The sequence below is a fragment of the Halosolutus sp. DAT137 genome, from assembly GCF_059736405.1.
On record NZ_JCAQID010000001.1, the window covers coordinates 1,252,692 to 1,263,357 of the forward strand.

Below are 10,666 nucleotides of genomic sequence, written 5' to 3' on the forward strand. Positions count from 1 at the left end.
CAACCGTGTCAGCGCTCTCGGACGCGATCTGGCCCCTTTTCACGATCACTCCGCTCGCCGTCGGGCGGGGTCTGCGGCGGCTCTCCCGAGACCCCCGGCGGTTCCCCCAGCGATCGATCGACCGACGCCTCCTCCGATCGCGTCTCCGGTTTGAGGGTAAACGAAAACGTCGCTCCGCCGCCCGGTTCGGAGTCGACCCAGATGTCACCGCCGTGACGGTCGACGATCCGCCGACAGACCGCCAGCCCGATGCCGGACCCCTCGTGTTCGTCGACGGCGTGGAGTCGCTGGAAGATGTCGAACACCCGTTGCTGATCCCCGGGGTCGATCCCGATCCCGTCGTCGCTCACCGAGAGTATCCACTCGCCGTCGCGTCGAGTGGCAGAAACCGCGATTCGGGGCGAGCCGTCGCCGCTGTACTCGATCGCGTTCGAGAGCAAGTTCTGGAAGATCTGGCGCAGCTGGCCCGCGTCACCGTTCACCTGCGGGAGCGGTTCAGCCGTGATCTCGGCGTCGCTTTCTTCGATTCGGATCTGCAGATCCCGACAGGTCTCCTCGAATACCGCATCCAGATCGACAGGTTCGAAGGAAGAACCGCGTGCGTCGACCCGAGAGTACGTCAGGAGATCGTCCACCAGCACCTGCATTCGATCGGCGCCGTCGGTGGCGTACTCGATGAACTCCCTCGCGTCGTCGTCGAGTTCGTCGGCGTACCGATCCTCGAGCAACTGCACGTACCGCGAGATCATTCGGAGCGGTTCCCGAAGATCGTGGGCAGCGGCCGAGGCGAACTGGTCCAGCCGTTCGTTCGACGCTTTCAGCCGTTCGTTGGCGTCTTCGAGCGCCGCTCGAATCTCCATCAGTTCCTCGTTTCGCTCTTTGAGTTGTCGTCGCGTCTCGGTTAACTCCTCGTTTCGGCGCTGAACCTCGCGCTCGCGGGTCAGCGCCTGGGCCTCGTGAATCCCGATCGCGAGCCCCGCGATCGATCCGATCGAGAGCGCGATCGCTCGCGTCCCGAACGAGAACGACGTCTGGATGCCGGGATGAATCGCTCGCAAGAGGAGAAAAACGAACATCACGCCGATACCACCCAGACTCCAGAGGACGATCCGGTGGAAGTACGCGGGTTCGAGGTCGCTCTCCGAGAGCCACCGTCCGACGTACAGAAACAACAATCCTGGAAGACTGATCAGTACGAACCCGATCCCCGCCTCTACCCCGTCACCGCCGCGTGCCACCTTGGCAGTTGCTTGCCACGCTGCGATGACGACAAACAGGACGCCCAGCAGAGAGACGTACTGCGAGCGCGAGATCATCTAACCAACCGGTATGAGGTGGGCGTATTTGAAGCGCGCGGTGGTGGCGGTGCGAGGCCGACCCCGACGCCAGCAACACCCCGATCGATTCTGCAGGTTCCCGACTGGGATCGAGATAGAGGCGTCGGTGGATCGTGCTGAAACGCGAAGAAAACAGACAGGCGAGCGATGACAGAGGAATGCTGGCAGACGAGCCTCCTAAGTCCCGCGAACGCAGACGAGGAGGTATGAACGATCTCGCAGGCAACGCGGAACTCGCACTCTTACTCGAGGTCGCGGGCACGCCGAAACCCGGCAACGTCGATCGACACCGCGACCTCGACGACCTCCATTTCGAGCAGTTTCTCGCGGGGGCCGTCGGCGCTCGCGAGGGACTGGAGCTCGCCGCGAACGGGGCAGCGGTCGGGCCGGCGTTCGAACGGGCGGTCGAAGGGATGGCCGCACAGGGAGAGAACACCCAGTTCGGGGCGTTGCTCTTGCTCGTCCCGCTGGTCCGGGCCGCTCGTGAGGAGTGCTCACAGCCAGTCGTCGAGTCCGTCGTCGAAAGCACGACCGTCGCCGACGCCGCCGCATTCTACCGATCGTTCGAGCACGTCGACGTGTTCGTAGCTGATCCACCCGAAGAGATGGAAGCACTCGACGTGCGTCGCGGTGGGGACGCCGTGCCAGCACTGAAAGAACGCGACCTGACGCTGCTCGACGTGATGGACCGAAGCGTCCCCGGCGACGACGTCGCCCGCGAGTGGGTCCGCAGCTTCGAGCGCTCGTTCATCGCGACGGAACGCCTCGCTGACGCCGAGGGGCCGGTGACCGATCGCGCCGCAACCGTGTTTCTCTCCCTGCTCGCAGACCGCCCCGACACGCTCGTCGCCAACCGCCACGGAGAAGACGTCGCAGCGGACGTGACCGATCGCGCCGCCGAACTCCACGACCGAAACGCCCTCGAGACGGATCGCGAGGCCGTCGAGACCTTTGCCGACGATCTGGTCGAACGGGGCGTCAATCCGGGGACGACCGCGGACCTGATCGCAGCCGGACTGTTCATCGCCCTAGAGCACGAAGTGATCGACGTATGAGCGACGATCCGGAACCGATCGACAGCACGGCGTGGCCCGTCTCGCTGTCCGGCGTCACCGAATCGATCGTCACGACTCGCGGCCCGAACGATCGCTGGAATGCCGCGGCGCTGGGCCTCTTCGCCGGGGACCCGGTCACCGCACGGACGTGGGGGAACACCCGCACCCGGCGGAACTTCCACCGCGAGGGCGAGGGGTACGTCCAGTTCACGAGAGACCCCGTCGACTTCGTCGACGCCGCGCTGTCGATCTACGAACTCGACGATCCGGTTCTTCCGTCCGCGAACGCGTGGGCGCGCGTCACCGTCGAGCAGGTCGATTCGGGCACCGAGGGCGATACCCAGTGGGAGGACTGGACGCTCGATCCCGTCGAAACCGCGACCGAATCCGAGACCGTCCCGACGATCGATCGCGGCTTCGGCGCGGTCGTCGAAGCCACCGTCGCCGCCTCGCGTCTCGGAGTCGAGGGGTACGACGACGGCCAACTTCGAGAGCGCCTCGACTACTGCGCCTCGGTCGTCGATCGAGCCGGCGGTCCGCACGAACGCGAGGCGCTCGATCGCGTTCGGACCCACGCTCCCTGGTGAGGTGTACGCTACGACGCGGTGATTTCCAGCGTGTCGGCGGTTTCTTCTGTTTCCTCGCCAAACGGCCCATCGTTCTCGGCGTTCTCGACGACGTCGGTGAATTTTTCCGATCGGTCCGCGATCCACGCTTCGGTCTCCTCGTCGGCAACTTCCTCGCGTTGCTCGATGAGGAACGTCGTAATCACGACGGTCTTTACCCACGGTTTGATCACTCCGGTGTGGACGACGGCGACAGCACCGCCGATCAGCACCCACGACATCGCCTCGAACGCGGTCGGCAACACGTCGAGGACGACCGCGATCGGTGACAGCAGCGACAGGAGGACGAACGACACGACGTACATCCCGAAGACGATCACCAGTGTCGATCCGAGCACCATCTTCCAGGTTTTGCCGTACAACACGAGTCCCTCACGGGCGGACTGCCAGCGGTTCTCGTTTCGATCGACGAACATGTAGGCAATAATCGCGTCGTCGAGGTATCGTACCGCCAGTACGAGGGACTTCTGGACGATCTCGAGGAGCGTCTCCAGTTGGGGCGGGATCGGAACCGGAATCATCTCCGTGACTCGAGCGACCGCCTTGTTGAATTGTTTGAGAACCTCATCGATCACCGTACTCACCCCCCACAGCGCGGTCGCGGAGAGGAAGTAATCTTTCACCTCGTTGATACCGTAACTGATCTGATTGCCGGGTGCCTCCCCCTCCTCGACGACGTGAGCGATTACGGCTACGTGTCCGGTTTTGACCAGGTATAGTACGTACTTCTGTACCAGCCGCCAGATGGCTGCAAACGTAATCAGTCCGATCACCATCACGAGCGCGACGACGAGCAGGCTGTAGCCGCCGCCCGCCAGGAACCTGAGTCCCAGCCAGAGAACGAGACTGAGGTATATCACGCCGATAACTGCAAACGCGACACCGATTCCAAACTGCAAGAGGACGTACGGCAACGTCTTCCGATAGACGCTCGTTGCTTCTCTGAAGTGTAACACCATCGGCCCTCGCTGCTTCCGCATCCGTTTTAAACTACAGGAGTGGGACCCCCCGGTGACGGGACCACCAGTCGATCGAGAGTTGTTCCGAGTGCGGTCGACGGCCAAAACGGAGAGTAGCCGCGGATCGACCATCAACACGGAAATCAGCCGCGACGAACGTCGTCCGGAAAACGGAAGAGAAAGGTCTTAAGGCCTGCTGGACGGAACGACCTGTATGGCAATCAAACCGGCCTACGTCAAGAAGACCGGGAACCTCCTCCTGGAGCGGTACCCGGAAGCGTTCACGACCGATTTCGAACAGAATAAAGACAGCGTCCAGCAACTCACCAACGTCGAGTCGAAGGGCGTCCGAAACCGAATTGCGGGCTACGTCACGCGCAAGAAGGGCGCACAGGTCCCGGCGTAAGTCGATATTCTCGCCTCCACACCGACGGCCGCCAGCGACGCATCTCGCGATCGGGTGGCTGGACGCCTCGACCCCAGACGCTACGTCTGATTCGACGCTGATCGATGTCGCTGTCGGGTATTCGATCGCACGGAGAGAACGCAACTCGATCGGTTACTCGTCGAATCCGGGTTCCATGTAGACCGCAGCGGTCCACGCGACGATGGCGATACCGAGACAGATCGTTCCGCCGACGAGTCCCGTCAGCAGCGTCAGGTCGGGACCGACGAACAGCAGGCTCATCTCCGCGTACCCACTGTACAGGAAGACGATCGCGAGCAGGAACGACAGGGCGGCAAGCACCGTTGCACCGATGTTAAACGGCGTCTCGAATAGGTTGAGACCGCCCGAGTCCGCGGCCGAGCCGGTGTTCGTCATCGAGACCACCCCACGCGCCGGGAGGTCGGTTGCTCGACGGTGCATGGTACCGTTTTGGTGGCTGGCCCGAACCGGCACAGCCCAACGTCGGAACGTCGATCCTGCTGGTAGTGCATCGGTCAATACGTGCCACTCCGGTTTCTTAATCTCTTCTATGCTGTGAGGGCCGCGTGCGGAGTCTGCCGACCCGTACTGAAACCGAACTGACTCGATCCATCGAAGTCGCCAGACGACACGACGCACGATGAAAACCCAAACGGTTTTGCGGACACGACTCCGACAATCGGAAAATGGCAGTACGAGTAGGCGTACTCGGCGCGACCGGCGCAGTCGGACAGCGACTGATTCAGCTTCTCGACCCCCACCCGGAGTTCGAGATCGCTGCACTGACCGCCAGCGAGTCGAGTGCCGGAAAAACGTACCGACAGGCAGCAAAGTGGCGCGTCGACAGTCCGATCCCGGACGACATCGCCGGGATGACCGTCACGGCAACCGATCCCGAAGAGGTTCCGAACGACATCGACCTGCTGTTCTCTTCGCTTCCCTCGAGCGTCGGCGCGGCGGTCGAACCCGCGTTCTGCGAGGCAGGCTACGTCATGTCCTCGAACTCCTCGAACGCCCGCATGGACGAGGACGTCCCGCTGGTCATCCCCGAAGTGAACGCCGACCATCTCGACTTACTCGAGGTCCAGCGCGACGAGCGCGGCTGGGACGGCGCGATGGTCAAAAACCCCAACTGCTCGACGATCACCTTCGTCCCCACCCTCGCAGCGCTTGCAGACTACGGCCTCGAAACGGTCCACGTTGCGACGCTGCAGGCCGTCTCCGGCGCTGGTTACGACGGCGTCACCTCGATGGAGATCATCGACAACGCGATTCCCCACATCGGCAGCGAGGAGGACAAACTCGAAACCGAATCGCGCAAACTGCTCGGGGAGTTCGACGGTGCCTCCCTGACGCACGAAAGCGTCGAGGTCGGTGCCTCGTGTAACCGCATCCCGACGATCGACGGCCACCTCGAGAACGTGTGGGTCGAAACCGCAGACGATCTCACGCCCGACGAGGCGGCCGAGGCCATGCGCGAATACCCCTCGCTCGATCTGCGTTCCTCGCCCGACCCGCTCATCCACGTCTTCGAGGAACCCGATCGCCCACAGCCACGGATGGACCGCACGCTCGGCGACGGGATGGCGATCGCCGCCGGCGGCCTCCGCGAGTCCACGTTCGGTCTCCAGTACAACTGTCTGGCACACAATACGATCCGCGGCGCTGCGGGCGCGAGCGTCCTGAACGGGGAACTCCTGCTGAAAAACGGCTACCTCTAACCGCTCGGGAACCCTTGCCTGTAGCGATCTCTGTTACCCGGCGGAACGTGTCGATCGATCAGGCGGTACTGGTTTTCAGTGGCTGCTAGAGCTGACGGGAGAATCGTCCGTCTCGTTCAGATCGATAAGCGTCACGTCACCGCTACTGTCGACCATGACGACATACCCGGCGTACTCGAAGGTCGTGTAGCCGCTTGCGTTCTCTTTCCCGCGAAACAGACCGTTCAGCGACGACGGATCGATTCGATCGTACAGCGGTGGACACTCGAGTGGATCGATGTCCATCGCAGCAGCAACGGTCTCGATTACCTTGACGGTGATATCGGAGTCGTCGAGCGACGGTCCCGCGGCGTCGTGGGTGCGAATAATTGTTCCCATTGCGCTCTCTTATGAACGGGACCATTTGGGACCACATAACCACACACCCCAACGAGTGCGTATACACCGCACCTGAGAGTCGCGTTCATCTTACTGTCCGTCGAGCCGACCGTCTCTACCCGGCTACGCGCCCGAGTCCGAATTCGCGGCCGGATGGACCGCCACCTCGTGACCGATCGGGTTGTATTTCCCGTTCGAAACCGTTCGCAAAACCCACGCTGTCGCCGCCGGTCAGAGACGCACCCGATTTTCGAGGGGAGCCTCAGGTCCGTCCTCGACGAACCGGCGTGCGTTAGACGCGACGATATCGGCCAGTCGATCGTAGTACTTCGGCGTGTGGCCCGCGTTGTGTGGCGTGATCTGTACGTTTCCGAGGTTCCAGAGCGGGTGCTCTTCAGGGAGCGGTTCGGGGTCGGTTACGTCGAGAGATGCCCCCCTGATCCAGTTCGATCGGAGCGCATCGACCAGCGCATCGGTGTCGACGACCGGGCCGCGGGCGACGTTGACGAGCACCGCCTCCGGATCGAGCGTCTGGAACGCCGCCCGATCGATCAGTCCCCGCGTCGTCTCCGTCAGTGGACAGGCGAGAACGAGGTAGTCGGTCCGGGCGAGGGCCCCGTGAAACGCGTCGCCCTCGAAGCCAATCACGTCGTCCGTCGGCCCACCCTTTTCAGGCGAGTAGCGGACGCCGATCGTCTCGACGTCGAACGGTTCCAGTCGATCACAGACCGCGCGCCCGATCGCGCCGAGACCGACAACAGTAACCGTCGAGCCCTGAAGTTCGTGCGCCTGGTAGTGTCGCCACTCCCGGCGACGCTGGCGGCGCTCGGCCACGTGGAAGCGGCGAGTGAAGTGAAGAATCGCGCCGAGGACGTGTTCACCAATATTCGGACCGTGGACGCCCGCAGCGTTCGTGACCGCGACGCCACGGTCCGCGAGTTCGTCCATCGGGAGATGGCCCGTTCCCGCGTACGCACACGCGAAGACTTCGAGGTTCGCCGCCCTTTCGAGGAGCGCTCCGTCGAGGGTCATTCCAGTAACGAATCGGGCCGATTCGATCCCCGCACGCTCTTGAGCCGGCGTGCGTGCGAGAGCGACCGTTAACTCCGGCACGCGCTCTCGGAGTGCCTCCGCGTACTGCTCGATCGGCGTCCCGTGAGTCCCTTTTCGGAGAACGAGGATATCCGAGCCATCGGCGGCGGTTTCGCTCCAGGATTCGTCGGCTGCAGCATCGATCGCGTCGTCTGTCATGTGGGTGCCCTCGCGGGGTGCACTGAAAAGCGTTCGTCTCGCAGTCCGGGCGTCGATTAACGTGTCCCTTCCTTCCCAACAGAAAATTCACGGTCTTTAATATGGACGCCCGAGTTCCAGTAGGGTATGGAACGCGTAGACGTCGCGATCGTCGGCGGCGGGCCCGCAGGGGCCTGTGCAGCCGAACGGGCCGCGGCACACGGTGCCGAGACAGTCCTGTTCGAACAGGGCGTCCCCCGAGAGGATCGAGACGGCGTCGGCCCGGACTCGACCGATGCCGCCGGCATGCTCGACTACTGGATCGACATCATGGACTTCGACTACCGAGAGATCCCCGACGAGGTCATCCACCGGGAACTCGAGGCGACGGAGTTCGTCGGCCCGAACAGTTCCGTCGAACTGACATCGACCGGCATCGAGGCCGGCTATCCGAAATTCGGTTACACCTTCCATCGGGCCCGGATGGACGACTGGCTCCACGAACGAGCCACCGAGGCCGGCGTCGACATGCGCGTCGGAACCGGGGTCAAGTCCCTCGAGACCGATCTGCGAGCGTCAAGTCCGAAGGGACCCACGCACACGCTGACTCTCTCGAACGGGGACCAGCTCGAGGCCCAGTACGTCGTCCTCGCCGACGGACCACAGCGTCGCATCACGCTCGATGCTCTCGATCAGTTTACGGCACCCGGCCGCAGCGTCTCCGATCACCTCTCGCCCCCCGAAGCAAACCACATCGCCTACCAGGAGTACCGCGAGTTTCCCCCAGAACTGTTCGCGGAGTTCGAGGACCGCCTCAAATTCTGGTGGGGATACATGCCCGGCGAAACCGCCTACCCGTGGATCTTCCCCAACGACGGCACCGTCGCCCGCGTCGGCCTGACGATGCCGATCGGCATGGAACTCTCGGACGTCGAGAACCCCGGCGGATACAAGCTTCTGAATCCCGCCGACGATCGCATTCCGTCCGGCTCCGAGTACATCAGCCGCCTCCTCGAACAAGAGTACGGCAACGAGTACGACGTCGAAACCGATATCCCGGTCGTCGAGGACCGCGGCAAATCGAACGGGACCGAGACGTATCCAATCTCTTCGACACGACCGATCGACTCGCCGGTCGGCGCGAACATCGCCGTCGCGGGCGGCGCGATGGGTACCACCTCGGCGTTCCACGAAGGCGGCTACCACGTTGCTGTCCGGACCGGAAAGATCGCCGGTCGACTCGCCGCGACGGATTCACTCGAGAGCTACAACGAGGTCTGGAAGAACGCGATCGGCGACGAAATCCTCCGTAACGTTTCATTTGCCGACATCGTCGCGGATTACGGGCCTGACGACTGGGACTGGGCGTTCGACGTGGTCAACGACATGCAAGGCAACAGCGGGAGTCCGGGCCTTCTCAACAGGCGATACACCGCCGGGATCGGCGCGACGAAAATTCTCGCAGCATACAAGAAGACGAAGTTCTCGTACCGCAACGGCAGCTACGTCCAGCTTTCGGAAGACGAATATCTCTACTGACTCTCTATCAGAAGCGACAATACTTAGCCGCTGTCACCGTCGAGAACGCAAATCTCGTTATCCGCGCAGTGACAGAGTTTCCGCTGACCGAGTGGCTGGATCGTTCCATCCGGCCAGATCTGAACCAGCCCGACCGCGCCACAGTTCTCGCATCTCGCTGCAGACCGTTTCGTTGTGCCCTTTTCGTCCACGTCAATCACGTCGATGACTGCACACTACGAGGGCAGTACTGAAAAGCCGTCGTTTGCAGGACGGCGCTTCAACCACACGATAATTAATAAATCGATAGTGACGCGTGACGCCGGCTCGAGTACCGTAACCGCAGACCAACCACGACAGTGTGGACCGACACGCCCATGGGCTGACACTGCAACACTTAACCGTCTCACATCCCTAGTTTGAATGCGTGTCCCAAGTCCCCGTCCGAGCGAACCCATACGGGTGCGATGACAGTACGGCGAACCCGGACACGTGACACTCGTACGGTGGGTCACCCCACCGGGAGACGGGACGCACCGTCTCACCTTGGGGACTGCATACGAGGTCCCCTGCCCGGCACGAGGGTTAGCCAGCCGACGCGGCACGCCGCCACGGGATGAGGCTGGACGTTAGTGTTCCGGGTAACAGATCTCTCACGCGCCAACAAAAACACTTCGTACAGGGTGTACACGCTTCTCAACGACTTAGTTAGAGACGTCTCTGATGAGATCCGTAACGGCTACTCGGTACTGTGTGCTGAGTTATCTAGTAGCTCTAAAATACCCGATTACACTATCGGCATGTCATATATGCAAAAAACCCCACACAGCCGGTGCTGTATGGGGTTGAGTATGAGTGAAGGCGGCGAATCGGATTTCCCAGAGGGTCTCCCACTCCAGTACTCCCCAATACGCAGACGGGCTTATCTTCCGTGTTCGGGATGGGTACGGGAGGAACCCCGCCGCTCTGGCCGCCCTAACGCCGATCAACGGAATCGAACCGTTGTCAGTCCAGTATCGGTGGTCTCTCTAAAACCGTGTTGTACGTGTAGTCCAGTTTGCGTCCGGACCCGCTCGCGCGTCACGATCGCGGATCCAATGCGTTATGTTCAAAGTATGAATGAGTGGCTTGGCCTGTTAGTGCTCGCGGACTCAACACCTCGTTGCCTTGGTGCGTACATCCCGAGTCTATCGAACTCGTCTTCTACGAGTGGCCTCAGTGGTATCTCTTTTCCAGGTGGGTTTCGAGCTTAGATGCGTTCAGCTCTTACCCCGTGGTGCGTGGCTGCCCAGCACGTGCTCTCTCGAACAACTGGTACACCAGTGGCACCCAATCGTAGTTCCTCTCGTACTATACGATCGTTCCCGTCAGATACCGTAACACCCCCAATAGATAGCAGCCGACCTGTCTCACGA

General features: G+C 62.1%; 10 protein-coding genes and 2 rRNA genes. 5 read left to right on the forward strand and 7 right to left on the reverse strand.

The features are described 5' to 3' along the window. Positions 1–8: 8 nt before the first annotated feature. Positions 9–1,316 carry a sensor histidine kinase gene (locus tag AC6I6L_RS06045; RefSeq protein WP_497916808.1) on the reverse strand — a complete coding sequence of 436 codons (1,308 nt, stop codon included), beginning with the start codon at positions 1,314–1,316 and terminating at the stop codon, positions 9–11. A 227-nt stretch (positions 1,317–1,543) separates the two neighbouring features. Here AC6I6L_RS06045 and AC6I6L_RS06050 point away from each other — a divergent pair, with 227 nt between their 5' ends. Both AC6I6L_RS06050 and AC6I6L_RS06055 read left to right on the forward strand, forming a co-directional pair. Continuing rightward, positions 1,544–2,392 (forward strand): triphosphoribosyl-dephospho-CoA synthase, encoded by an 849-nt coding sequence (locus tag AC6I6L_RS06050; RefSeq protein WP_497916809.1) that lies wholly within the window; start codon positions 1,544–1,546, stop codon positions 2,390–2,392. Further along, positions 2,389–2,979: a DUF447 domain-containing protein gene (locus tag AC6I6L_RS06055; RefSeq protein WP_497916810.1), complete on the forward strand. Its 591-nt coding sequence runs from the start codon at positions 2,389–2,391 to the stop codon at positions 2,977–2,979. Before AC6I6L_RS06050 ends, AC6I6L_RS06055 begins: the two co-directional genes overlap by 4 nt. Positions 2,980–2,987: 8 nt before the next feature. On the opposite strand, the gene AC6I6L_RS06060 is transcribed toward AC6I6L_RS06055, so the two are convergent. Beyond that, on the reverse strand, positions 2,988–3,977 hold the full coding sequence (locus tag AC6I6L_RS06060; RefSeq protein WP_497916811.1) for a hypothetical protein: 990 nt from the start codon (positions 3,975–3,977) through the stop codon (positions 2,988–2,990). A gap of 214 nt (positions 3,978–4,191) precedes the next feature. Between AC6I6L_RS06060 and AC6I6L_RS06065 the strand changes: the two genes are divergently transcribed. Continuing rightward, positions 4,192–4,383 (forward strand): 30S ribosomal protein S17e, encoded by a 192-nt coding sequence (locus tag AC6I6L_RS06065; RefSeq protein ID WP_497916812.1) that lies wholly within the window; start codon positions 4,192–4,194, stop codon positions 4,381–4,383. Positions 4,384–4,536: 153 nt separating this feature from the next. Here AC6I6L_RS06065 and AC6I6L_RS06070 read toward each other — a convergent pair whose 3' ends face one another. After that, positions 4,537–4,800, reverse strand: a complete 264-nt coding sequence (locus AC6I6L_RS06070; RefSeq protein WP_497916813.1) for a hypothetical protein — start codon at positions 4,798–4,800, stop codon at positions 4,537–4,539. A gap of 290 nt (positions 4,801–5,090) precedes the next feature. Here AC6I6L_RS06070 and asd point away from each other — a divergent pair, with 290 nt between their 5' ends. Further along, the gene (gene asd, locus AC6I6L_RS06075) at positions 5,091–6,125 is read left to right on the forward strand and encodes an aspartate-semialdehyde dehydrogenase (protein ID WP_497916814.1); all 1,035 of its coding nucleotides are present in this window, start codon (positions 5,091–5,093) and stop codon (positions 6,123–6,125) included. A 75-nt stretch (positions 6,126–6,200) separates the two neighbouring features. On the opposite strand, the gene AC6I6L_RS06080 is transcribed toward asd, so the two are convergent. Further along, positions 6,201–6,503, reverse strand: coding sequence for a HalOD1 output domain-containing protein (locus AC6I6L_RS06080; RefSeq protein ID WP_497916815.1), 303 nt, complete (start codon positions 6,501–6,503; stop codon positions 6,201–6,203). A gap of 231 nt (positions 6,504–6,734) precedes the next feature. Then, positions 6,735–7,754, reverse strand: coding sequence for a D-2-hydroxyacid dehydrogenase (locus AC6I6L_RS06085; RefSeq protein ID WP_497916816.1), 1,020 nt, complete (start codon positions 7,752–7,754; stop codon positions 6,735–6,737). A gap of 126 nt (positions 7,755–7,880) precedes the next feature. On the opposite strand from AC6I6L_RS06085, the gene AC6I6L_RS06090 reads away from it, so the two are divergent. Next, positions 7,881–9,272: an NAD(P)/FAD-dependent oxidoreductase gene (locus tag AC6I6L_RS06090; RefSeq protein WP_497916817.1), complete on the forward strand. Its 1,392-nt coding sequence runs from the start codon at positions 7,881–7,883 to the stop codon at positions 9,270–9,272. Positions 9,273–10,107: 835 nt separating this feature from the next. On the opposite strand, the gene rrf is transcribed toward AC6I6L_RS06090, so the two are convergent. Together rrf and AC6I6L_RS06100 are read right to left on the reverse strand one after the other, a co-directional pair. Next, a 5S ribosomal RNA gene (gene rrf / locus AC6I6L_RS06095) occupies positions 10,108–10,229 on the reverse strand. 138 nt (positions 10,230–10,367) lie between these two features. Then, positions 10,368–10,666, reverse strand: a 23S ribosomal RNA gene (locus tag AC6I6L_RS06100); the annotation flags it as partial.

Bases quoted from the DNA above. Each gene is read 5' to 3' on its own strand.
- AC6I6L_RS06045 (WP_497916808.1), bottom strand. From the start codon at position 1,316: ATGATCTCGCGCTCGCAGTACGTCTCTCTGCTGGGCGTCCTGTTTGTC.
- AC6I6L_RS06050 (WP_497916809.1), top strand. From the start codon at position 1,544: ATGAACGATCTCGCAGGCAACGCGGAACTCGCACTCTTACTCGAGGTC.
- AC6I6L_RS06055 (WP_497916810.1), top strand. From the start codon at position 2,389: ATGAGCGACGATCCGGAACCGATCGACAGCACGGCGTGGCCCGTCTCG.
- AC6I6L_RS06060 (WP_497916811.1), bottom strand. From the start codon at position 3,977: ATGGTGTTACACTTCAGAGAAGCAACGAGCGTCTATCGGAAGACGTTG.
- AC6I6L_RS06065 (WP_497916812.1), top strand. From the start codon at position 4,192: ATGGCAATCAAACCGGCCTACGTCAAGAAGACCGGGAACCTCCTCCTG.
- AC6I6L_RS06070 (WP_497916813.1), bottom strand. From the start codon at position 4,800: ATGACGAACACCGGCTCGGCCGCGGACTCGGGCGGTCTCAACCTATTC.
- asd (WP_497916814.1), top strand. From the start codon at position 5,091: ATGGCAGTACGAGTAGGCGTACTCGGCGCGACCGGCGCAGTCGGACAG.
- AC6I6L_RS06080 (WP_497916815.1), bottom strand. From the start codon at position 6,503: ATGGGAACAATTATTCGCACCCACGACGCCGCGGGACCGTCGCTCGAC.
- AC6I6L_RS06085 (WP_497916816.1), bottom strand. From the start codon at position 7,754: ATGACAGACGACGCGATCGATGCTGCAGCCGACGAATCCTGGAGCGAA.
- AC6I6L_RS06090 (WP_497916817.1), top strand. From the start codon at position 7,881: ATGGAACGCGTAGACGTCGCGATCGTCGGCGGCGGGCCCGCAGGGGCC.